We start from the raw sequence: 21663 nt of genomic DNA on the forward strand, positions 1-21663 counted from the left end.
GCTAGCGAAAGTGCTCCTCAAAACTCACAACGCGGTCCAGCCACCATCGACCGAAATCGTCGTCCCGGTGATCTGCGCCGCAGCGTCCGAACACAGGAAAATCGCTGTGCCGCCCAATTGTTCGACGGTGGCAAACTCTTTCGATGGCTGACGTTCCAGAAGGATGTTCTTCACCACATCCTCGCGGCTCATATTGTACTCTTTCATCGTATCGGGGATCTGTGCCTCGACCAGCGGCGTCAGCACATAGCCCGGGCAGATCGCATTGCAGGTGATCGGCTCCTGTGCGGTTTCCAAAGCAACCGTCTTGGTCATGCCCACCACGCCATGTTTGGCCGCCACATAAGCTGCCTTGTAGGGCGAAGCGGTCAGCCCATGGGCCGAAGCGATGTTGATCACCCGACCCCAGCCTGCGCTCCGCATCATCGGCAACGCGGCGGCCGTGGTGTGAAAGGCCGAGTTCATGTTGATCGCGATGATCGCGTCCCATTTTTCGACCGGGAACTGATCGATGGGCGAGACATGCTGAATGCCCGCGTTGTTGACCAGAATATCGCAAGCGCCTGCCTGCTCGACCAGCGCGCGGCATTCGTCACCTTTGGACATATCCGCCTTGATATAGCGCGCCTTGGTGTCCGTCTCTTTGCTGATCTCTTCGGCCAGCGCGTGATCCTCATCGCGATCGGTGAACGAGTTCAAAACCACATTGGCCCCCGCCTTCGCCAATTCGCGTGCGACACCCAAACCGATCCCTGAATTCGATCCGGTGATAATGGCGGTTTTTCCCGAAAGGCTCATGGCCGGTCTCCTCATGTGTCTTTTTCAAAGCCACCTTGCCATGCTGCACCTGCAAAGAAAACGGGGAATATCGGGCTGTCCTGCGCCCGAAATTCAGCCAAAAAAAACGCCCGCACGAAGCGGGCGTTAAGTTATTGAGGCAGGTTTCATACAGGCAAGAAACCTATCGAGCAGTGCATCCTTTATAAGCAATTCTACGCCACCATCCAAGCTAAAAGTTTGAAAATATGAAAAATCATCGCTACGATGAACCCCAATAAAATAAGGCCAGAGCAGGATTGTTTCCAAAATGAGCCCCAATCGACTGAGCTACGTTCGTCCACTTATGGCGGGAATCGCATATGTTTTTTCCGCGATGGTAGCGCAAGCAGAATCAGCCCATGGCATAGCTATGTATGGCGAGCCTGCTTTGCCACCGGATTTTGTGTCACTGCCCTATGTCAACCCGGACGCTCCCAAAGGCGGCAAAGTGACCTTCGGCAATACCGGTGGCTATGACAGTCTGAACCCGTTTGTGCAGAAAGGCACGGTGCCCTGGCAGCTCAGATTCTGGACCCATGAGAGCCTGATGGGGCGATCCTGGGACGAACCATTCTCGCTTTACGGGCTTTTGGCCGAATCGATTGAGACGGATGACGACCGAACCTGGGTCGAGTTTACCCTGCGCCCCGAGGCCCGATTCTCTGATGGCAGCCCGGTCACGGTCGAGGATGTGATCTGGTCCTATGAGACGTTGGGCACGCAAGGGCATCTACGGTATCGCGGCTTGTGGGGCAAGATTGACAGCATCGAACAAACCGGCGCGCGCAGCGTGCGGATCACCTTTAACGAGGCGGACCGCGAACTGGCCCTGCTTGCTGGTATGCGCCCGATCCTGCAAAAGGCACAATGGGACGGGAAAGACTTTGCGGACGCACAGCTTCATGACATCCCCGTCGGCAGCGGCCCATATGTGATCGATGATTACGAGGCCGGGCGCTTTGTGAACTTCAAGCGCAACCCGGACTATTGGGGCGCCGATATCCCCTTCCGGCGCGGCACCATGAACCTCGATGACATGCGCATCGAATTCTACGGCGACGGAACCGTTCTGTTCGAGGCGTTCAAAGCCGGTGAGCTGTCCGCCATTCGTGAGTTCAACGCCGATAAATGGGACACGCAGTTTGGCTTTCCTGCCGTTCAGCGCGGTGATGTGGTCAAGACCGAGATCCCCCATGGCAAACCCTCAGGCATGACCGGTTATGTGATGAACACCCGCAAGCCCAAATTCGCCGATTGGCGCGTGCGCGAGGCGCTGACGCTGGCGTTCAATTTCGAGTTTATCAACGACACGATCACTGGTGGTGCGCAACCGCGGATCACCTCGTATTTCTCTGGCTCGGATCTGGCAATGCAACCCGGCCCAGCGACCGGGCGCGTGGACGAGCTGCTGCAAGCCTACACGGATGATCTGCTGCCGGGCACGCTGGAAGGTTATAGCCCTCCGACAGGCGATGGATCGGCCCGCAACCGCGCCAATATTCGCGCGGCAACCGACCTGCTGGCCGAAGCCGGGTGGACCATTCAGGACGGCGTGTTGCGCAATGAACAGGGCGAGGCTTTTGCGATCACCGTATTGCTGCCCCAAGGCGACAGCGACAATCAAACCGCCATCGACATCTATTCCCGTGCGCTGGAGCGTCTGGGCATTCAGGTCACGACCGACGTGGTCGATCCCGCGCAATTCACCGAGCGCACGTCCGAACTGGATTTCGACATGACGATTTTCCGACGCGCCTTGTCCTTGTCACCGGGGAATGAGCAGCGGCTTTATTGGGGCAGTAAACTGGCAGACGCTCCGGGCACACGCAACCTGATGGGCGTGGCCTCTCCTGCCGTCGACGGGTTGATCGATGCGATGCTGACCTCGGAAAGTCGTGAGGATTTTGTCGCCGCCACCCGCGCGCTGGATCGTGTGCTGACCGCTGGTCGCTATGTCATCCCGATCTGGAGCTTTGATGTCGGTCGGATTGCCCATGCCAAAGAGCTACGCTTTCCCGAGACTTTGCCGATCTATGGCGACGGTCCAGAATATATGCCGCAGGTCTGGTGGTATCAGGATTGACGCAGCCCCTCTATTTCCATAATTCGTGAAATATGGAAATAGAGATTTACGACAAGCTCAATGTATTGGCGCATCCAAAACGGCTGAACCTGTTTCAGCTGTTGATGCGCCGATATCCCGATGCCGTCCCTGCCGGTGAGATCGCTGAGGCGTTGGCACTCAAGCCCAACACCACGTCGACCTATCTGAACGCGCTGAAAGCGGCGGGGTTGATCGCGCAAACCCGCACGGGCACCTTGCTGCACGATCCGGTCTACCTGCCCTCTGTCCGGGGTGTGTTTGATGGCTTGCTGGCATCACCCTTTGAGACCATGGACAGAACAGCGGTATTCCCAAAACTCAAGCGTTTCGGAGACATCCAATGACCGCGCGCCAGTATTTTGCAGAGTTCCTGGGCACCGCCTTTCTTCTGATCGGCGTGGTTGGGTCGGGCATCATGGCGCAAACCCTGTCCGACGGGAACATCGCACTGGCCCTATTGGCCAACGCGATTGCAACCGGCTGCATGCTCTATGCCATCATCACCACCTTGGGTCCGGTTTCCGGCGCGCATTTCAACCCCGCTGTCACGCTGGCCTTTGCGCTGCGCGGCGAACACCCTTGGAGCGCCGTGGCACCTTATATCCTTGTTCAGGTCGCAGGTGGCATTATCGGGGTTTGGGCCGCGCATTACATGTTTGACCTTCCCATTATGCAAACCTCGCAGACGCTGCACCGCACTGGGTCGCATCAATGGTTTTCCGAGATCATCGCCACGCTGGGCCTGCTGTTTGTGATTTTCGGCGGAATTCGGCACAAGCCCGATACGGTACCAGCGCTTGTGGGGCTCTATATCACTGGCGCCTATTGGTACACGTCCTCCACAAGTTTTGCGAACCCCGCGGTGACCATCGCAAGGGGGTTCACGGATACCTTTGCAGGCATCTATCCAGGCCATATCGTGATGTTTATCGCAATGCAGACAATTGCAGTCTTTATCGGACATTTTGTCTTGAACTGGCTGTTCAAACCCGAGACCCAAAGCTCGGTCTGAAACAGAAGACCCATCACCCCAGCACACCCCGCAGCGCCTCATCCGCTGCGGGGTTATTGTTCTAACGCCAAGTTTTTTACCTGCGACATTTTGTCATGTCCGCAGCGTCATCGAACTGTCACTAACCTGTTACTGGGGGCAGAGCAGTCCAAGGCCACGAAATGTGATGGGAAAGCTCGATGGTGATGAATTGGACCGATTTGACGCAGGATTGGGATGCGTCTTTCGCGCGCGCAAAGCGCAGGTTCCCGAATCTATGTGACAAGGACATGGCGCGCGCGCCGAAAGACCGCAGCAAGTTCGAGGCCTATCTGGCCGAGCGTCACCAGTTGACGATCACCGAAGCCCACGAAGAGCTTGAGGATTTTCTGTATACCGAAGCGCTGAACCGTGAGGCCGGTTTAAGTTAACGACGTCACCCACAATATTGTCGCATCCTCGTCACTGACCGAAACAACGTTATGGCCCATGCTGCCATCGTAATAGGCGCTGTCGCCGCGGCGCATTTCGACCGGCTCATAAAACTCGGTATAAAGCCGCACGATCCCTGTAAGCACATACAGAAACTCTTCGCCGTCATGACGCACCCAGCCGTCAAACTCCTCCATCGACCGGGCCCGAACCCGCGCGCGATAGGGTAGCATCTGCTTTTTGGTCAGTGCTTCGCCCAGAAGCTCGTGCTCATAAGTTGCGGTGGCGTGCGCCGTCCCCTCGCCCTGTTTGGTCACGGTCATCCGGCCCACGACCTGATCGCGCTGAGGCGGGGTGAAAAGCTGTGGCACCGAAATCTCAAGCCCTGTGGCCAGTTTCTTGAGCGCATCATAGGTCGGCGACATCTGACCGTTTTCGATCTTGCTAAGCGTCGAACGTGCCAGCCCGGCTTGTGACGCGGCCTGCTCAAGCGTCCAGTTCCGCGCTTTGCGCAACTCACGCACGCGCGCGCCCAGGTCCAGCGGTTCAACATGCGAATCCTCGCCATTGTCGCGGGCAAGACGGATCAGAGATTTTGGGTCACGTTGTGTCATGGGGTTCTCTATAGGACCGGTGGCCCCTGCTTGCAACGCGGCTGCCATCACGCTAGCCAAACCCTATGCTATCGGTATTCGATCATGGCCCTGCAGATCCCTGCCCTGCACCGTTCAATTTGGCGGCGCATGTGTTGCGTCGGGCCGATCAGAATGCAGGCAAAACCGCCCTGTCCGTCTTGGGGCCCGCAGCGTCCGAGGATTGGAACTATGCGCAGCTAAAAGCCGCCATCCTGGGCACTGGAACAGGTTTGCTGCGCGCCGGTCTGAACCCGGGTGATATCGTGCTGATGCGGCTGGGAAATACGGTGGATTTTCCCATCGCCTATCTGGGGGCCATCGCCGTCGGGATTGTGCCGGTGCCAACCTCGTCGCAACTGACCGAGGCCGAAACGGCCCAGATGATCAGTGATCTTGCGCCAGCGGCGATCCTGCGCGATCCGCTGGTGGCCTGCGCACCGCATCCGAACGAAATCAGCGTGCCAGCGTTGCAGGCCATGCGTGATCTGCCCCCCGCGGCTTTCGATTTGGGTGACCCGGATCGGATGGCCTATGTGGTCTATACCTCGGGTACTTCGGGAAAACCCCGTGCGGTGGCCCATGCCCATCGGGCCATCTGGGCGCGGCAGATGATGGTCGACGGGTGGTACGCCCTGCGCCCTGAGGACCGGCTGTGCCATGCGGGTGCGTTCAACTGGACCTACACGCTGGGCACCGGATTGATGGACCCCTGGACCATCGGCGCCACCGCCCTGATCCCCGCACCGGGCACAGAGATCACCACCCTGCCAGACCTGCTGCGCGCGCATCGCGCCACGATCTTTGCCGCCGCGCCGGGTGTTTATCGCAAGATGTTGCAGCGGAGTGATTTCCCTGACCTGCCGGAACTGCGGCATGGGCTCAGCGCCGGTGAAAAGCTGGCGCATAGCCTGCGCGCGGCGTGGCACGACACCACCGGCACCGCGATTTATGAAGCCTATGGCATGTCGGAATGTTCCACCTTCATCTCGTTCAGCCCCGCGCACCCTGCGCGCGGTGACGCCCTTGGCCAACCGCAACCCGGGCGACGCATCGCCATTCTAGGCGAAGATGGACCAGTGCCACAGGGCCAGGAAGGGACAATTGCCATCCACCGCGACGATCCGGGTCTGATGCTGACCTATCTGAACGCCCCGGACGAGGCCGAGGCGCGCCTTATGGGTGACTGGTTTCTGACCGGCGATCAGGGCGCCATGGCTATCGACGGTCAAATCACCTATCTGGGCCGCGACGATGACATGATGAATGCGGGCGGCTATCGCGTCTCACCTGTTGAGGTCGAAAGCGCGCTGTCTCAGCATCCAGGCATCACTCAGGTCGGCGCAGCGGCGGTCGAGGTCAGACCGGACACATTTGTGATAGCAGCCTTCTATACCGGCCCCGAAGAACTGGACGCGGATGCGTTGGACACCTATGTGTCGCAAAGGCTTGCGCGGTACAAACAGCCGCGCGCCTATGTTCATCTGCCGGCCCTGCCCACTGGTGGCAACGGCAAACTCCTGCGCCGCGCATTGCCGGCCTATTTCAAGGCGACGCCCAAATGACCCAGACTGTGAAACTCGACATCATGTCCGACCCGATCTGCCCGTGGTGCTATATCGGCAAGACACATCTGGACAAGGCGCTGGCCGAAATCCCCAACCATCCCTTTGTGATCGAGTGGCATCCGTTCCAATTGAACCCGGACATGCCACAAGGAGGTATGGATCGTCGGGAGTATCTGGAACGCAAGTTTGGCGGCAAAGACGGTGCGGTGCGCGCCTATGCGCCGGTTGTAGAGCATGCCGAGAAAGCCGGTCTGACAATTGACTTCGAAGGGATGAAGCGCACGCCGAACACTCTGGATGCGCACCGATTGATCCATTGGGCGGGGATCGAAGGCAAGCAAACGGCGGTGATCGATGCGCTGTTCAAAGCCTATTTCGTCGATGCGCGCGACATTGGCGATCACGAGGTTCTGGCCGATATCGCCGATAGCGTCGGGATGGACGCGGCTGTGGTGTTGAAACTGCTCAGCTCGGACGCGGATCGCGAGGATATCAGCAACCGCGACAGCCATTCCCGGCAGATGGGCATCAGCTCGGTCCCGACCTTCATCGTGGCCAACCAGCATGCCGTTCCCGGCGCGCAACCTCCAGAGCTTTGGGCGAAAGTCATCACCGAGCTTATGTCTCAGCTCGAGGCGTCTCCGACAGAATAGCACAGGCCTCTGTGCGCCCATAACCCTATCCCAAGACGCTCCATCGTGATAGCGCGGTTGGGAAGGAGTTTCCAATGACCGACCGCGTTAACCGGGGTGAATTTATCGCCCTGATCGCGATGATGTTCGCGACGATTGCATTTTCAATCGACTCGATGCTGCCAGCCTTGCCCGAAATCGGCGCTGAACTCAGCCCCGGTGACCCGAACAAGGCGCAGCTGATATTGACGTCGTTTGTGTTGGGCATGGGGATAGGTACGTTCTTCACCGGCCCAATCTCGGACGCGGTTGGGCGGAAACCTGTGATCTATGGCGGCGCGGCGCTTTATATTCTGGCCTCGGCTGTGGCTTGGGCCAGCACCTCACTGGAAGTGCTGCTGGCCGCTCGGATCGTGCAAGGCCTTGGGGCTGCCGGGCCACGCGTGGTGGCCATGGCCGTGATCCGGGATCTATTTTCAGGACGCGAGATGGCTCGGATCGTGTCCATCGCCATGATGATCTTTACCCTTGTTCCCGCCATCGCCCCCATGATGGGTGCGGGCGTGATCGCTTTGTTCGGATGGCAGGGCATTTTTGTTTCGTTCATCCTGTTTGCCGCCATCATCGTACTGTGGATGGCCTGGCGCTTGCCGGAATCCCTCGCACCGGAAAACCGCCGACCGTTCCGCCTGCCGCTGATGATCAGCGCCGTGCAAGAGATGTTTGCCCATCCGACCGTGCGTTTGTCGATCCTGGTGCAGGCGTTGTGCATGGGATTGCTGTTCACCATGTTGACCATGGTTCAACCCATTTTTGACGTGGTCTATGACCGGGCCGAGAGCTTTCCGTTCTGGTTCGGATTCGTCGCGCTTATGTCAGGCTCTGCCAGCCTGCTGAATGCTGTTGTTGTGGTGCGCTTTGGTATGCGCCGTATCGTAACATGGGCACTTGCTGCTCAGATCATCATCACCACAATTGTGATCCTGCTCAATCGCGCGAACCTGTCGTTGGACGCTTCATTTGCCGTCTTTGTCGTCTGGCAAACCACCGTCTTCTTCATGGCGGGAGTGACAATGGGCAACCTCAACACCATCGCCATGGAGCCGATGGGCCATATCGCAGGCATGGCGGCCTCGGTCATCGGGTCCATCGCGACCGTACTGGCCGCCGCAATTGCAGCGTTTGTTGGCCAGCTCTTCGACGGTTCGATTGCCCCACTGACGATCGGCATCCTGACCATGTGCGCGCTGGGTTTTGGCTTGATGCTGCATATGGGCCGGATCGAAAACCGCCTGCTGGCCTAGATCATGTGAATCACGCTATCCTGCCCCCGCAATCAGTGGGGGGAGGATGCGATGAGCTACGATTATGACTTGGGCACCCATAGCTGCCTTGTAACAACGTCATCACATGAGGCGCAGCTGTGGTTCGATCGCGGACTGGTCTGGACCTATGGCTATAACCATGACGAGGCCGTGGCCTGTTTCCAAAAAGCCGTCGAAGCTGATCCGAATTGCGCCATGGCCCATTGGGGTGTCGCCTATGCGGCTGGCCCCAACTATAACCTGCCGTGGGAATTGCGTGACGAAAACGGGCAGACCACATCCCTGGCCATTGCCTATGACGCAACGCAAAACGCGATGGCACTGTTGGACGGGTGCACACCAGTTGAAAAAGCACTGATTCGTGCCCTGCCCGCTCGTTATCCGCAACGCGAACCAGAGCCCGACATGCACCGTTGGGACTATCATTTCGCAGATGCCATGCGCGCGGCCTTTGCCGAACAACCAAATCATCTGGATTTGCGCACGATCTATGTCGAGGCGCTGATGAACCTGACCCCCTGGAAAATGTGGGACCTTAAGACTGGGCAACCCGCTGAAGGTGCTGCGACGCTTGAGGCGCAGCAGGTTCTGGAAGACGCCATGGCCGAAGATCCCATGGCGATGTCCCATCCCGGCCTCTTGCATCTTTATGTGCATTTGATGGAGATGTCGCCCACGCCCGAAAAAGCGCTGAAGGCCGGAGATATCCTGCGGACCTTGGTGCCCGATGCCGGGCATCTTGTGCATATGCCGACCCATATCGACGTGCTGTGCGGCCACTATCAGAACGTCGCGTTCTGGAACGCCAAAGCCTCAGAGGCCGACTTGAAGTATTACCACCGCGAAGGCGCGTTCAACATCTATACGGGCTATCGCCAGCACAATTATCATTTCGCCATCTATGGCGCCATGTTTCTGGGTCAGATCGAACCGGCTTTGCAGGCCAACCAAGGCATGTGGGAGACCACACCCGAAGACATGTTGCGCGTCGAAAGCCCGCCCATGGCCGACTATTTCGAAAGCTACATGTCCATGGGACCTCATATTCTGGTGCGCTTTGGTCGATGGGAAGAGGCGATGGCGCTGGAACTGCCCTCCGATGCTGACCTCTATCGAACCTTGACCGCAACGACCCACTATGCGCGGGGTGTTGCCTTGGCTGCGACCGGCGATGTGACAGCAGCCGAGGCCGAGGAACAGTTGTTCCTGGCCGCCAAGGCCCGGGTGCCGGAAACGCGCCGGCTGCACAATAACCGCGTCATCGATCTGCTTGAAATCGCGACGGAAATGCTGCGCGGTGAGATCGAGTATCGCAAAGGCAACTACGATGCGGCCTTTGCCCATCTGCGCCGTTCAGTCGAGCTGGACGACACGTTACCCTATGATGAACCTTGGGGCTGGATGCAGCCGACACGCCATGCTTTGGGGGCCTTGCTGTTTGAACAGGACCATCTGGCCGAGGCCGAAGCTGTTTATCGTGAGGATCTGGGCCTTGGTGGCACGCTGAGCCGCGCGTCGATCCACCCGGATAACGTCTGGAGCCTCAAGGGCCTCTACGATTGCTTGAATGCGCGCGAAGAAGGCATTGAAATCAAACAGATCAAACAGCGTCTGGATCTGGCTCTGGCCCGCGCCGACCGGGCGGTGGGTGCCTCGTGCTTCTGCGCTCAAGCTGCGATGAGGGCAGCTGAATGAAGCCACTGATCTGGCTGCTGGCCATGTTGATCTGCACCCCGGCCCTGGCCCAGCGTCAAAGCTTCCCCCCCGTGGACGAAGCAGCGAATGACCCCGATTTGGCCGCCTTTCGCGACAGTTTGCGTGCCCTGGTTGATGCGCGCGATGTGGACGGCGTCGTAGCTGCGGCCTGCCCGGACATCTATCTGAGCCACAGCACTTTGGGTGGCCCTGACGAATTGCGGGAAAACCTGACAGCCTCCTCGCAGCTGGAACGCGACGCCTTTTGGGCAGCCTTGCAAGATACCCTGTCGCAGCCCGGCTATTTCGACGATCAGGGTGAGTTCTGGATGCCGCATCCCTGGCAGATCACCCTGCCCGCTGCGCTGGATCCGTTCACCGCCTATTTCGTCACCGGTGAGAATGTCTCACTCCGGGCTGGCCCGTCGCGCGACGATACGCGCCTGGCGGCGATCAGCCATGAGGTTGTGATCGTGCCAAACTATACCCCGGGCGCCGAATACCAACAAGTTGTGCTGACCGATGGCGGCAATGGTTTCATGCACAGCGATTTCCTGTGGTCCATGGTCGGCTACCGCGCCGCATTTGTGAAATCCGCCGGCGGCGAGTGGCAGTTGTGCACCTTCGTGACCGGGGATTAGGCCTTTGCCTTCTTCTTCTCGGCCATCAGCTTTTCCGCAAGATCGCGGGCGATGGCAAAAGCGCCCTTGATCTTGTCGCTGTCTTTCTTCCAGTCACGGCGCACAACGATCTTGTTGTCCTTGACCTTGGCCAGCCCGCGCTGGTTCTGGATGAAGTCGACCAATCCCTGCGGTGAGGCGTATTTGTCATTGTGGAACTGGATCGTCGCACCCTTGGGCCCGCCATCCAGCTTGGCAATCCCGGCCCGCTTGCACATCGCCTTGATGCGCACGACCAGCATCAGGGTGTTGACCTCTTTCGGCAGGGTACCGAACCGGTCTATCAACTCAGCTGCAAAACCCTCTAGCTCGACCTTGGTCGATAGCGACGACAGGCGGCGGTAAAGGCCCAGGCGCACGTCCAGATCGGGCACGTAATCTTCAGGGATCAGTACCGGCACACCCAGGTTGATCTGCGGGGCCCACTGGTCGTCAGCATCCGACAGGCCTTCCATCTCACCAGCTTTGATCTTGGCAATCGCCTCTTCCAGCATCGACTGGTAAAGCTCATAGCCCACGTCGCGCATCTGGCCCGATTGTTCCTCGCCCAACAGGTTGCCCGCACCGCGTATGTCCAGATCCTGCGAAGCCAGCGTGAACCCTGCCCCAAGCGTGTCGAGTGAGCCCAGAACGCGCAGACGTTTCTCGGCTGTCGCGGTCAGACGCGCGCGCGGCTTGGTGGTCAGATAGGCATAGGCGCGGGTTTTCGAGCGCCCCACCCGGCCCCGGATCTGATAGAGCTGCGCCAGCCCGAACATATCGGCCCGGTGCACCACCATCGTGTTGGCCGTCGGGATATCCAGCCCGCTTTCCACAATCGTGGTGGCCAGCAGCACGTCATATTTGCCGTCATAAAAGGCGTTCATCCGGTCGTCGAGTTCCCCCGCCGCCATCTGCCCATGGGCGACCACATAGGTCAGTTCAGGCAGTTGTTCTTTCAGGAATTCCTCGATCTCAGGCAGGTCCGAGATACGCGGGACCACATAGAAACTCTGCCCGCCGCGATAGTGCTCACGCAGCAGCGCTTCGCGGATGGTGACTGCATCGAACTCGCTGACATAGGTGCGGATCGCCAGCCGATCGATGGGTGGCGTGCCGATGATCGACAGGTCGCGCACCCCGGTCAGGGACAGTTGCAGCGTGCGCGGGATCGGCGTGGCGGTCAGAGTCAGCACGTGGATATCGCTGCGCAGCTGTTTCAGGCGTTCTTTGTGGCCAACGCCGAAATGCTGTTCCTCGTCGATGATCAGCAGGCCCAGATTGTTGAACCGGATGCCCTTGGCCAAGAGCGCGTGGGTGCCGACCACAATATCCACCGTGCCGCGGGCCAACCCGTCGCGGGTTTGCTGCGCCTCTTTGGCAGAGACAAAGCGTGAAAGCTGCCGCACCTCCAGCGGAAAGCCCCTGAACCGGTCCTTGAAACTGGCCGCGTGCTGACGCGCCAAAAGCGTCGTGGGCGCAATGACTGCCACTTGCACGCCGGACATGGCCGCCACAAAGGCCGCGCGCATGGCGACTTCGGTCTTGCCAAAGCCCACATCACCGCAGATCAAACGATCCATCGGCGCGCCGGATTGCATGTCTTCCATCACGTCGGATATGGCGCGCAGCTGATCATCGGTTTCCTGATAGGGGAACCGCGCGCTGAACTCCTCCCACGCGTGCGGTGGCGGGTCCATGACCGGCGCTTTGCGCAAGGCACGCTCGGCGGCGATGCGGATGAGCCGATCGGCCATCTCGCGGATGCGCTCTTTCAGCTTGGCCTTTTTCGCCTGCCACGCGCCGCCACCCAGCCTGTCCAGCAGACCTTCGTCATGGCCGTATTTCGAGAGCAGTTCGATGTTTTCGACCGGCAGATACAGCTTGGCCTTTTCCGCATATTCCAGCAGCAAGCATTCATGCGCCGCACCCGCAGCAGTCACGACCTCCATCCCAAGATAACGCCCGATCCCATGATCCACATGCACCACCAGATCGCCGGGGGACAGCGATTGTGCCTCGGTCAGGAAATTCTCGGCCTTGCGGCGCTTCTTGGGTTGCCGGATCAGCCGGTCGCCCAAAACGTCCTGTTCGGCGATCACCGTAAGGTCTGGCGCCTCAAACCCGTGTTCCAGCGCCAGCACCGCCAGATGCAGACCACGCTTGCCGATCCGGGTGCCGTCGGCGACCGGGATGGCCTCGGCCAGCCCTTCGTCTTCGATCAACCCGCTGAGCCGTTCGCGCGCGCCTTCAGAATAAGACGCGATCAGAACCGGGCCCTGGGTCAGCTTATCACTGATATGGCTGGCCAAAGCCCCAAACAGGCTGACGCTTTCCTGCTGTCGTTCGGGCGCAAAGTTCCGCCCTATCCGACCACCTGCGTCAATGACCCCGGGCCCCGAGGACTGCGGCAGAGGGCTGAACTGCATCACGCGGCGGTCACCCGTTGCAGCCTCCCACGCCGCGTCGTCCAGATAGAGCAGCGCAGGCGGTGTCGGCTTGTATACCGTGTCCATACGTGAGCGGTTTTCCAACGCAAGACGCCGCGTTTCGTATTGATCGGCAATCGTGTCCCACCGCGCCAGCCGCGCCGGGGTGACCTGATCATCCACCGTGATCGTGGCATCGGGCAGATAGTCGAACAGCGTTTCCAGCTTTTCATGGAAAAACGGCAGCCAATGCTCGATTCCTTGATGTTTGCGCCCTGCGCTGACCGCCTCATAAAGCGGATCATCGGTGCCCGCCGCGCCAAACTCGATGCGATAGTTTTGCCGGAACCGAGTGATGGCCGCCTCATCCAGGATGACTTCGGAGACTGGTGCCAGTTCCACCACTTCCAGCTTTTCGGTGGTGCGCTGCGACACCGGATCAAAGCGGCGCGCGCCGTCCAGTACATCGCCGAACAAGTCCAGCCGAACGGGGCCGGATTCACCCGGAGGGAAGATGTCGATGATGCCGCCGCGGATGGCGTAATCGCCGGGCTCCATCACGGTGGGGCTTTGAGTAAAGCCCATGCGCACCAGAAACTTGCGCAGCGCTTCCTCGTTCACCCGTTGGTCAACCCGCGCGGTAAAAGCCGCCTCGCGCAGCACCTCGCGCGCAGGCACGCGTTGGGTGGCAGCATTCAGTGTGGTCAACAGCACAAATTGCGACGGCATTTGATGCACCAAAGCCGCCAGCGTCGCCACACGCGCCGCTGCGATATCGGCATTGGGCGAGACCCGGTCATAGGGCAGACAATCCCAGCCTGGGAACACAAAAACCGGCATGTCGGGCGCGAAAAAGGCCAGCGCGGCGCGCATCGCCTCCATCCGCTTGTCATCGCGTGAGATATGGCAGACCGGCCCGCCCGAGCGAGCGATTTCCTTCAGGACAAGCTGCGCGTCATACCCCTCGGGGGCGCCGCCAACCGTCACGTGGTTCGGAGCCTGCATCGCTGTGTCCCTTTTCCTAATCCGTCAGCCCAGAACGCCGATCGAAAGGTTCTGATACATGCCCCACAAAGCGGTGATCAAGATCGAAATCATCCCGATGACCTGCGTAATTATCCGGCAGCGAGTCAGAAATTTGGAAACAATCTGAAGATTTATATCGTTTTGTTTCAGCTTCCGCGCTGTCCACAGGTTCACCAGCCCCACGAAACTCATCGGAAACAGCAACAAAAACACGGCCTGGGCAAATTCCAGATCATAGTAAAACCCGGCTGTCGCCAACCCGGTCAGGAAAAAGCAGGCGATGGCAATGATCGCCAGCCCCGAGACCTCGGAAATATAAAGCAGCCGGTTTCTGTTGATCCGCACGATGTCCAGCAAATCCTGTTCAGACTGCCCGCCGACCCGTCTGGCGCGCACGACAAGGTCATATGGAACGCCCATCGCCCAATGGCTTGCGGTCGACCACAGGACCGCCAGCGAAATCCAGTACCACAGGTTCGAAAAACTGCGCATATCGATCAGTTCGAAGATCGAAGAGAAAAAATCCAAGCGCCAACCCTTTATTCATTTACCTTTAGACGTGCTATTGCTTGGCGCGTCTATTGGCACTCTTGAGACTACCGGGAATTCATGCCACCCAATGTCGGATTGTTCAAGGAGCGCGCGCCATGAAACCTACCATTGCCCCCTTCCCGAAAACCCGGTTTCGCCGCGCCCGGCAGTCGGCGGCTATCCGTGGTCTTGTACGTGAAAACACTCTGACACCGGATGATCTGATCTGGCCCGTCTTCGTACGCGATGGTGAGGGCATAGAAGAGCCCGTGCCCTCGATGCCCGGCGTGATGCGGCGTTCGGTTGATCTGATTGCCAAGGCTGCGGTTGAGGCGCAGGCGCTTGGTATCCCCGCGATTTGCCTTTTTCCCTACACCGACGCGTCGCTGAAGACCGAAGACTGTGCCGAAGCCTGGAACCCTGACAACCTGTCGAACCGCGCCATTCGCGCGATCAAACAGGTCGCACCCGATATCGCGGTGATGACCGACGTGGCGCTGGACCCCTACAATATCAACGGCCATGACGGCTATGTGGTCGAGGGCGAGATCGTCAATGACCAGACCGTCGAAGCTCTGGTCAAGATGACGCTGGCCCAGGCCGAGGCGGGTGCGGATATCATCGGCCCGTCCGACATGATGGATGGCCGGATCGGTGCGATGCGTGACGCATTGGAATCTGCTGGGCATCAGAATGTAATGATCCTCAGCTATGCCGCGAAATATGCCAGCGCCTTTTACGGCCCGTTCCGCGATGCGGTGGGTGCATCCGGGGCTCTGACCGGTGACAAGAACACCTATCAGATGGATCCGGCAAACTCGGATGAGGCCCTGCGTCTGATCGAGCGGGATCTCACTGAGGGTGCCGATATGGTCATGATCAAACCCGGGCTGCCCTATCTGGACATCTGCCGTCGGGTCAAAGACAGCTTTGGGGCGCCCACCTATGCCTATCAGGTCTCTGGCGAATACGCGATGATCCAGGCTGTAGCCCAGAATGGCTGGATCGATGGCCAGAAGGTGATGCTGGAAAGCCTGATGGCCTTCAAACGCGCGGGCTGTGACGGGGTATTAACCTATTTCGCCCCGGAGGTTGCGAAGATACTTCAGGGGTAAAACCCAACTCTGTCGCGACTTTTCGCCTATCTTGGCGCAGTTGGGCGCAGCTTTCCCGTGACAGGGCGGCGCAATCGGCGTATTCTTGCACATAAGATCGGGTGAACCCGACTTTCAGGCACATTTACAGAGACATAGAAAACATGAGCAGTTCCAAATCCCCCCGACTGAGCCGTCGCGGCTTTGCCTTTGGCATGGCTGGCATGACCCTCACCGCAGCCTGCGGCAATGGGGTCGGCAACACCAACGCCGCCCAGATCGATGCGCGCGTCGATGCCACGCTGACGGAAATGTACGACAAATATCCAAACACGATCGAGATCGCCAACAAGGCCAACGGTATGCTTGTGATGCCGCTGATATCCGAGGCGGGCTTTATCTTTGGCGGTGGTTTCGGCCAGGGTGCCCTGCGCATCAACGGCGCAACCGTCGACTATTACTCGGCCGTCAAAGGAAGCGCGGGTCTTCAGATCGGTGCACAGCAATACGCCCATGTGCTGTTCTTCATGACCGAAGACGCGCTGAACGATTTCCGCCGCTCCAGCGGTTGGACTGCAGGCGCAGACATTGGTTATGTGGTGGATTCCACCGGCAGCACCCTGTCGACCAACACCACAACACTGCTGTCACCGGTTTTGGCCGCAATCTTCGGTCAGGCAGGTCTGCTGTTTGGCGCTACCGTTGAGGGTACGAAATACACCCGGATCATCCCCTGATCCGAACAAACGCAAGTGACCGCCCCTCTGCGCAGGTGGGGCGCATACAGCGACGTTACGGTATTGAGCTTGCAGCAGCCAATCCACTTTCGATTCCTCAATGAGACCTGTAGAACTGGCCCGGACAACGGGTCTGTAATGGTGCTTTGATGGTTCACGTATTTCGCTGGTTGATACGGATTGCAACAGGGGTGATCCTGCTGGCGTTGGCGGCCATCGGGCTGGTCTATTTCCTGGCCAGCCAATCCCTTCCCGATTATGATCAAAGCCTTGAGGTCTCAGGCCTTTCCGCCCCGGTCGAGATCGTGCGCGACACTGCAAATGTGCCGCATGTTCTGGGCCAAACCGACCCGGATGTGTTCTTTGGGCTGGGCTATGCCCATGCGCAGGATCGCCTGTGGCAGATGACGGTGTTGCGCCGGACGGCACAAGGTCGTCTGTCCGAAGTCTTTGGCGCACGAACGGTCGGCATTGACAAGCTTTTGCGCCGCTTCGATCTCTATGGCCTGGCCCATCGTTCGGTCGAGGTGCAGGACGACTATACCAAAGCAGCCCTTCGGGCCTATGCCGCAGGTGTGAATGCGCGTCTGGATGAAATCAATGAGATGGCGCTGGGGCGTGGTGCGCCCGAGATGTTCCTGTTCAACGCGCCTGTCTCACCCTGGCAACCCGGTGACAGCCTCGCGATTATCAAGCTGATGGGGCTCCAGCTTTCAGGCCATCTGCAAGACGAGGTGCTGCGCGCACGCGCCTCATTGATGCTGAACGACCCGGCGCGGCTTGCTGACATCTTGCCCGATATACCGGGTCAGGGCATTGCCGCGCTGCCCGAATATGCCGCGCTGTTCCCAACCCTGCCCCGCTTTGCCGAAAGCCAGCCGACCCCGCGCCATCCTTTGTCTCCTGTTCCGGAACGGGGCCTGGCTGGCGCGTCAAATGCCTGGACAGCAGCACCTGCGCGATCAGCCAGCGGTGGCACGCTGTTGGCCAATGACCCGCATCTGGGTTTCACCGCGCCCGGCATCTGGTATCTGGCGCGGCTCGAGCTGGAAAAAGGTGGTGTGATCGGCGCGTCCATCCCCGGAGTGCCAGCGATCATGACGGGCCGCAGCGACCGGCTGGGATGGGGGCTGACCTCATCCTATCTGGATGACCAAGACCTCCATATCGAAAAGCTGAACCCTGAAGACCCCGAGGAATATCTGACACCCGAGGGCTATAAACGGTTCCAGACCCGTCCGTCGATCATCGACATCAAGGATGAGGCTCCGATCACCTTGACCCTGCGATGGACGGAGAACGGCCCGGTGCTGCCGGGTACGGATTACGATCTGGAAACCATCACGCCACCGGGTCATGTCGCCTCGCTGTCCTGGACGGCGCTCAGCGCGCGCGATACCTCAATGACCGCCTCCATGGCGCTGATGAATGCCGATACGGTGCGCGAGGCCATCGAGATTGCCGAAGGGTTCATCGCGCCCTCGCAAAACCTGTCGCTGGTCGACAGGAACATGATCGGCATGAAGCTGATCGGCGCCATGCCCAAGCGCGATCTGAACAATCAAAGCCGTGGTCGCATCCCCACGCCGGGCTGGCTGACCCGCAATCGCTGGGACGGGCGGCTGCCTTATGCGGATAACCCCGAATTTGTGGCCCCTGTTGGAGGTATTCTGGGCAACACCAACAACAAGATCGTCGACCGGCCCTTCCCCAACCATGTCTCTTATGAATGGGGCGACACGCAGCGGGTCTATCGCTGGGAACGCCTGATGCAATCGCGCGAGGTGCACACGCGCGACAGCTTTATCGAGGCGCAACTGGACACCGTCAGCTTTACCGCGCGCTCGCTGCTGCCTCTGATCGGTGCGGATCTGTGGTTCACCGGCGAATCCGCCCCCGAAGGCACGATTGAACGTCAACGACAAACAGCCCTGAACCTTCTGGCGGACTGGAACGGCGAGATGAACGAACATCTGCCCGAACCGCTGATCTATGCCGCCTGGGTCCGGGCCTTGCAGAACCGCCTGATCGCGGATGAGCTGGGCCCGCTGGCGGCCGAGTTCAAACATGTTGAACCATTGTTCATCGAACGCGTTTATCGCGACATCGACGGCGCGTCCGTCTGGTGCGACGTCCTTCAAAGCGCCCCGGTTGAGACGTGCACCGACATGGCCCGTCTGGCGCTGGATGATGCGTTGATCTGGATCACCGAACGCTATGGTGGCGCGCTTGAGGCCCTGCGCTGGGGCGATGCGCATCAGGCCACCCATGATCACCCGGTTCTGGGTGAGGTTCCGGTGCTGCGCTATTTCGTCAATATCCGCCAATCGACCAGTGGCGGTGATAACACCCTGCTGCGCGGTCGCACCTCGGGCGAAGGGCCCGATCCGTTCCAGAACGTGCATGGCGCTGGCTATCGTGGAGTCTATGACTTTGCCGATCCTGACAGTTCGGTCTTTATCACCGCAACCGGGCAATCGGGCCACTTCTTGTCGCGCTATTATGACGATCAGGCGCAGCTGTGGCGCCGGGGTGAATATATCCCCATGTCGCTGGACATTGATCTGGCCCGTGCGGCGGCTGTTGGTGTCACCCATCTGACCCCTCGTCGCTGACCACGCCCGGTTTTTCGCCGATCCGCCTGGCTTTGACTGCGCGCGGTGGACGGGTGCGGGGTGGCAAGCTAGCATCCAAACGGTAAGGAACGGCAAATGGGGGAATAGCCATGGGCAGCGTGACAGACCGGCTGAACAATCTGGCGCGGGATTATGCCGTCGCATGGAGCTCGGGCGACCCGGACGCGGTTGCGGCTTTCTTTGCCGAAGACGGTCAAATCATCATCAACCGGGGCGACGTGCTGAAAGGCCGCGCGGCCATCGTCGAAATGGCCAGTGGTTTCTATGCCGAGTTCCCCGATCTGGAAGTCCGATGCGACATGATGCGATGGGCCGGTAACCACGCCATCTTTGTCTGGACATTAGAGGGCCACCACGCCCAGACCGGCAATCACGTGGTTACGCGCGGCTGGGAAGAATGGGACCTGACCGAGGATGGCAAGGTGCAATCCTCATTGGGCTGGTTCGACGCGGAAGACTATCAGCGGCAGATTGACGGTGGTTGAGGCTAGCCGGACGTAATCTTGAAGTCGCGCGGGATGCCTTCGGTCACCTTGAACCAAGGAGAGGCCTGCGCACGCCTCTGATGCGCTTCGAAAGCGGCCTGGTTTTCAAACACTTCGCTGACATTGAACTGGCCGGGATTGTCTGCGTCTTCCACTACTTCAAACGAGAGGCAGCCGGGCTCTGCCCGTGTCAATTCAATATGTTCAGGCAAAGCCGCCCTTACGGCCTCAACCCGGTCAGCGGGTACCAAAATATGCCCAGTTAGATAGACTTTGCCCTCTGACATCGCACCCTCCCTAGAGTTTCGCAAATTGCGCGGCTTGTTTGTCCGTCCAAAGGACGTTCAGAACAAAGCTGTCCTCGGTCTGCTCTTCCGCGCGGACCACGTCTTGGCGGAAAAGCCAGGCGCGCTTGTCGCCTTCCGAGAATGCAAGGGTCAGTGTCGCCTCATGCCGCACGCCTTGCAGCTTGGTTGCGATCTCGGCCAGCAGCGGGTCAAGCCCCTCGCCGGTCACCGCAGAAATCGCAAAGATCGCCGGATCGCGGTCGGCGCGGGCCAGTGTCGCGTCGCGTTCTTCGGCCTCAAGCAGATCAATCTTGTTCCAAACCTCCAGCCGTGGGCGGTCTTCATCGACGCCCAGCGAGGTCAGGATGGTTTCGACGTCCTGCGCCTGCGCTTCGGTTTCTTCGTGGCTGATGTCGCGCACATGCACGACCAGATCGGCCCCCAAAACCTCTTCGAGCGTGGCGCGGAAGGCAGCGACCAGTTCGGTCGGCAGGTTCGAGATAAAGCCCACTGTGTCTGACAGGATAACCTCGGGGCCATCGGGCAGCACAACGCGCCGCATGGTCGGGTCAAGCGTGGCGAATAACATGTCCTTGGCCATCACCTCGGCCCCGGTCAACCGGTTGAACAGCGTGGATTTTCCGGCGTTTGTATAGCCGACAAGCGCCACAATCGGATAGGGAACCTTGGCGCGCGCCGCGCGGTGTAGCGTGCGGGTCTTGACGACCTTTTGCAATTGTCGCCGCAAACGCACCAATTGTTCGTCAATCGCACGGCGGTCAGCCTCGATCTGGGTTTCGCCGGGACCGCCGACAAATCCCAAGCCCCCACGCTGACGTTCAAGGTGGGTCCAGGCCCGCACCAGCCGCGTGCGCTGATAGCTGAGCGCTGCCATCTCGACCTGCAATACCCCTTCGCGGGTACGCGCGCGGTCACTGAAGATTTCAAGGATCAGACCAGTACGGTCCAGGATCTTGACCTTCCACGCTTCTTCAAGATTACGCTGCTGAACCGGGGTGACCGGGCCGTCGATCAGGACCAGTTCGATATCGTTGTCGTGAAACCGCTCGCCCAGCTCTTCGATCTTGCCGCTGCCAAACAGCAGGCCCGCCTGAGCACGCGGAAGGCGCACGATCTCGGAACCGACCACGTCCAGATCGGGCAAAGCGGCTGCCAGCGCAACCGCCTCATCCAGCGCCGGTTCGGGGACACGGCGCTGTTCATCTGATTTGATTTCGGGATGCAGCACCCAGGCCCGGGTGCGCGTCCTGTCATGATCCATCAAGAGGCGTCTTCGCCCTCATACAGGCTGATCGGCTGTGACGGCATGATGGTCGATATCGCGTGCTTATACACCAGCTGCGACTGTCCGTCGCGCCGAAGCAGCACGCAGAAATTGTCGAACCAGGTGATCACACCTTGCAATTTCACACCGTTGATCAGGAAAATCGTGACCGGAACCTTAGCTTTCCGTACATTGTTCAGGAAGGCATCCTGAAGATTCTGTCTGTCCGAAGCCATATTTTTATTATCTCGCCATTGTTCTTGCTACGCGCTGCGGGCCAACGCGCTCCCTTCGGC

General features: G+C 59.4%; 20 protein-coding genes. 13 read left to right on the forward strand and 7 right to left on the reverse strand.

From position 1 onward, the window contains the following. Positions 1-24: 24 nt before the first annotated feature. The gene (locus tag GOX45_RS07065) at positions 25-798 is read right to left on the reverse strand and encodes a 3-hydroxybutyrate dehydrogenase (protein WP_171099402.1); all 774 of its coding nucleotides are present in this window, start codon (positions 796-798) and stop codon (positions 25-27) included. A 289-nt stretch (positions 799-1087) separates the two neighbouring features. On the opposite strand from GOX45_RS07065, the gene GOX45_RS07070 reads away from it, so the two are divergent. The 4 genes from GOX45_RS07070 (at position 1088) to GOX45_RS07085 (ending at position 4345) form a co-directional block, all read left to right on the forward strand. Beyond that, the gene (locus GOX45_RS07070) at positions 1088-2902 is read left to right on the forward strand and encodes an extracellular solute-binding protein (protein WP_171099403.1); all 1815 of its coding nucleotides are present in this window, start codon (positions 1088-1090) and stop codon (positions 2900-2902) included. A gap of 32 nt (positions 2903-2934) precedes the next feature. Further along, the gene (locus GOX45_RS22300; protein ID WP_171099404.1) at positions 2935-3267 is read left to right on the forward strand and encodes a helix-turn-helix domain-containing protein; all 333 of its coding nucleotides are present in this window, start codon (positions 2935-2937) and stop codon (positions 3265-3267) included. Then, positions 3264-3935 carry an MIP/aquaporin family protein gene (locus GOX45_RS07080; protein WP_171099405.1) on the forward strand — a complete coding sequence of 224 codons (672 nt, stop codon included), beginning with the start codon at positions 3264-3266 and terminating at the stop codon, positions 3933-3935. The genes GOX45_RS22300 and GOX45_RS07080 overlap by 4 nt, the downstream gene beginning before the upstream one ends. Before the next feature lie 179 nt (positions 3936-4114). Next, positions 4115-4345: a hypothetical protein gene (locus tag GOX45_RS07085; protein ID WP_174838429.1), complete on the forward strand. Its 231-nt coding sequence runs from the start codon at positions 4115-4117 to the stop codon at positions 4343-4345. Here GOX45_RS07085 and GOX45_RS07090 read toward each other — a convergent pair. Further along, positions 4337-4960, reverse strand: a complete 624-nt coding sequence (locus tag GOX45_RS07090) for a helix-turn-helix domain-containing protein (RefSeq protein WP_171099406.1) — start codon at positions 4958-4960, stop codon at positions 4337-4339. The two genes, GOX45_RS07085 and GOX45_RS07090, sit on opposite strands and share 9 nt — an antisense overlap. Positions 4961-5025: 65 nt before the next feature. On the opposite strand from GOX45_RS07090, the gene GOX45_RS07095 reads away from it, so the two are divergent. The 5 genes from GOX45_RS07095 to GOX45_RS07115 all read left to right on the forward strand — a co-directional run bounded on the left by GOX45_RS07095 (position 5026) and on the right by GOX45_RS07115 (position 10839). Next, a complete protein-coding gene (locus GOX45_RS07095; RefSeq protein WP_171099407.1) occupies positions 5026-6543 on the forward strand; it encodes a class I adenylate-forming enzyme family protein in 1518 nt (505 codons plus the stop codon). After that, positions 6540-7199 (forward strand): DsbA family oxidoreductase, encoded by a 660-nt coding sequence (locus GOX45_RS07100; protein ID WP_171099408.1) that lies wholly within the window; start codon positions 6540-6542, stop codon positions 7197-7199. Before GOX45_RS07095 ends, GOX45_RS07100 begins: the two co-directional genes overlap by 4 nt. Positions 7200-7273: 74 nt before the next feature. Beyond that, positions 7274-8482, forward strand: a complete 1209-nt coding sequence (locus tag GOX45_RS07105) for a multidrug effflux MFS transporter (protein ID WP_171099409.1) — start codon at positions 7274-7276, stop codon at positions 8480-8482. A 51-nt stretch (positions 8483-8533) separates the two neighbouring features. Beyond that, positions 8534-10198 (forward strand): hypothetical protein, encoded by a 1665-nt coding sequence (locus GOX45_RS07110; RefSeq protein WP_171099410.1) that lies wholly within the window; start codon positions 8534-8536, stop codon positions 10196-10198. Next, the gene (locus GOX45_RS07115) at positions 10195-10839 is read left to right on the forward strand and encodes an SH3 domain-containing protein (protein ID WP_171099412.1); all 645 of its coding nucleotides are present in this window, start codon (positions 10195-10197) and stop codon (positions 10837-10839) included. Before GOX45_RS07110 ends, GOX45_RS07115 begins: the two co-directional genes overlap by 4 nt. On the opposite strand, the gene mfd is transcribed toward GOX45_RS07115, so the two are convergent. After that, positions 10836-14291, reverse strand: a complete 3456-nt coding sequence (gene mfd, locus GOX45_RS07120; RefSeq protein ID WP_171099414.1) for a transcription-repair coupling factor — start codon at positions 14289-14291, stop codon at positions 10836-10838. The genes GOX45_RS07115 and mfd overlap by 4 nt on opposite strands. 24 nt (positions 14292-14315) lie before the next feature. Further along, positions 14316-14840 carry a component of SufBCD complex gene (locus GOX45_RS07125; RefSeq protein WP_171099416.1) on the reverse strand — a complete coding sequence of 175 codons (525 nt, stop codon included), beginning with the start codon at positions 14838-14840 and terminating at the stop codon, positions 14316-14318. Between the two features lie 119 nt (positions 14841-14959). Here GOX45_RS07125 and hemB point away from each other — a divergent pair, with 119 nt between their 5' ends. The 4 genes from hemB to GOX45_RS07145 all read left to right on the forward strand — a co-directional run bounded on the left by hemB (position 14960) and on the right by GOX45_RS07145 (position 19795). Further along, positions 14960-15958 (forward strand): porphobilinogen synthase, encoded by a 999-nt coding sequence (hemB, locus tag GOX45_RS07130; protein WP_171099418.1) that lies wholly within the window; start codon positions 14960-14962, stop codon positions 15956-15958. Between the two features lie 143 nt (positions 15959-16101). Then, positions 16102-16674, forward strand: coding sequence for a YSC84-related protein (locus GOX45_RS07135; RefSeq protein ID WP_171099421.1), 573 nt, complete (start codon positions 16102-16104; stop codon positions 16672-16674). Between the two features lie 149 nt (positions 16675-16823). Beyond that, positions 16824-19289 carry a penicillin acylase family protein gene (locus tag GOX45_RS07140; RefSeq protein WP_171099423.1) on the forward strand — a complete coding sequence of 822 codons (2466 nt, stop codon included), beginning with the start codon at positions 16824-16826 and terminating at the stop codon, positions 19287-19289. Between the two features lie 110 nt (positions 19290-19399). Continuing rightward, on the forward strand, positions 19400-19795 hold the full coding sequence (locus tag GOX45_RS07145; protein ID WP_171099425.1) for an ester cyclase: 396 nt from the start codon (positions 19400-19402) through the stop codon (positions 19793-19795). Between the two features lie 2 nt (positions 19796-19797). On the opposite strand, the gene GOX45_RS07150 is transcribed toward GOX45_RS07145, so the two are convergent. From GOX45_RS07150 to hfq, 3 genes are read right to left on the reverse strand one after another with little or no spacing between them, the layout of a single operon-like run. Then, the gene (locus GOX45_RS07150) at positions 19798-20082 is read right to left on the reverse strand and encodes a putative quinol monooxygenase (RefSeq protein WP_171099426.1); all 285 of its coding nucleotides are present in this window, start codon (positions 20080-20082) and stop codon (positions 19798-19800) included. A gap of 10 nt (positions 20083-20092) precedes the next feature. Then, positions 20093-21364: a GTPase HflX gene (gene hflX / locus GOX45_RS07155; RefSeq protein WP_171099428.1), complete on the reverse strand. Its 1272-nt coding sequence runs from the start codon at positions 21362-21364 to the stop codon at positions 20093-20095. Beyond that, positions 21364-21603 (reverse strand): RNA chaperone Hfq, encoded by a 240-nt coding sequence (gene hfq, locus GOX45_RS07160; protein WP_010440340.1) that lies wholly within the window; start codon positions 21601-21603, stop codon positions 21364-21366. The genes hflX and hfq overlap by 1 nt, the downstream gene beginning before the upstream one ends. Positions 21604-21663 lie beyond the last annotated feature (60 nt).

The sequence above is a fragment of the Ruegeria sp. HKCCD7255 genome (assembly GCF_013031565.1).
In the GTDB taxonomy this organism is placed as follows: Bacteria; Pseudomonadota; Alphaproteobacteria; order Rhodobacterales; family Rhodobacteraceae; genus Ruegeria.

Excerpts from the sequence above, each read along its gene's own strand:
- GOX45_RS07115 (WP_171099412.1), top strand. The coding sequence starts at position 10,195 with ATGAAGCCACTGATCTGGCTGCTGGCCATGTTGATCTGCACCCCGGCC.
- GOX45_RS07095 (WP_171099407.1), top strand. The coding sequence starts at position 5,026 with ATGCTATCGGTATTCGATCATGGCCCTGCAGATCCCTGCCCTGCACCG.
- hflX (WP_171099428.1), bottom strand. The coding sequence starts at position 21,364 with ATGGATCATGACAGGACGCGCACCCGGGCCTGGGTGCTGCATCCCGAA.
- GOX45_RS07085 (WP_174838429.1), top strand. The coding sequence starts at position 4,115 with ATGGTGATGAATTGGACCGATTTGACGCAGGATTGGGATGCGTCTTTC.
- GOX45_RS07135 (WP_171099421.1), top strand. The coding sequence starts at position 16,102 with ATGAGCAGTTCCAAATCCCCCCGACTGAGCCGTCGCGGCTTTGCCTTT.
- mfd (WP_171099414.1), bottom strand. The coding sequence starts at position 14,291 with ATGCAGGCTCCGAACCACGTGACGGTTGGCGGCGCCCCCGAGGGGTAT.
- GOX45_RS07065 (WP_171099402.1), bottom strand. The coding sequence starts at position 798 with ATGAGCCTTTCGGGAAAAACCGCCATTATCACCGGATCGAATTCAGGG.
- GOX45_RS07150 (WP_171099426.1), bottom strand. The coding sequence starts at position 20,082 with ATGTCAGAGGGCAAAGTCTATCTAACTGGGCATATTTTGGTACCCGCT.
- GOX45_RS07105 (WP_171099409.1), top strand. The coding sequence starts at position 7,274 with ATGACCGACCGCGTTAACCGGGGTGAATTTATCGCCCTGATCGCGATG.
- hemB (WP_171099418.1), top strand. The coding sequence starts at position 14,960 with ATGAAACCTACCATTGCCCCCTTCCCGAAAACCCGGTTTCGCCGCGCC.
- GOX45_RS07110 (WP_171099410.1), top strand. The coding sequence starts at position 8,534 with ATGAGCTACGATTATGACTTGGGCACCCATAGCTGCCTTGTAACAACG.
- hfq (WP_010440340.1), bottom strand. The coding sequence starts at position 21,603 with ATGGCTTCGGACAGACAGAATCTTCAGGATGCCTTCCTGAACAATGTA.
- GOX45_RS07090 (WP_171099406.1), bottom strand. The coding sequence starts at position 4,960 with ATGACACAACGTGACCCAAAATCTCTGATCCGTCTTGCCCGCGACAAT.
- GOX45_RS22300 (WP_171099404.1), top strand. The coding sequence starts at position 2,935 with ATGGAAATAGAGATTTACGACAAGCTCAATGTATTGGCGCATCCAAAA.
- GOX45_RS07100 (WP_171099408.1), top strand. The coding sequence starts at position 6,540 with ATGACCCAGACTGTGAAACTCGACATCATGTCCGACCCGATCTGCCCG.
- GOX45_RS07140 (WP_171099423.1), top strand. The coding sequence starts at position 16,824 with ATGGTTCACGTATTTCGCTGGTTGATACGGATTGCAACAGGGGTGATC.
- GOX45_RS07080 (WP_171099405.1), top strand. The coding sequence starts at position 3,264 with ATGACCGCGCGCCAGTATTTTGCAGAGTTCCTGGGCACCGCCTTTCTT.
- GOX45_RS07070 (WP_171099403.1), top strand. The coding sequence starts at position 1,088 with ATGAGCCCCAATCGACTGAGCTACGTTCGTCCACTTATGGCGGGAATC.
- GOX45_RS07145 (WP_171099425.1), top strand. The coding sequence starts at position 19,400 with ATGGGCAGCGTGACAGACCGGCTGAACAATCTGGCGCGGGATTATGCC.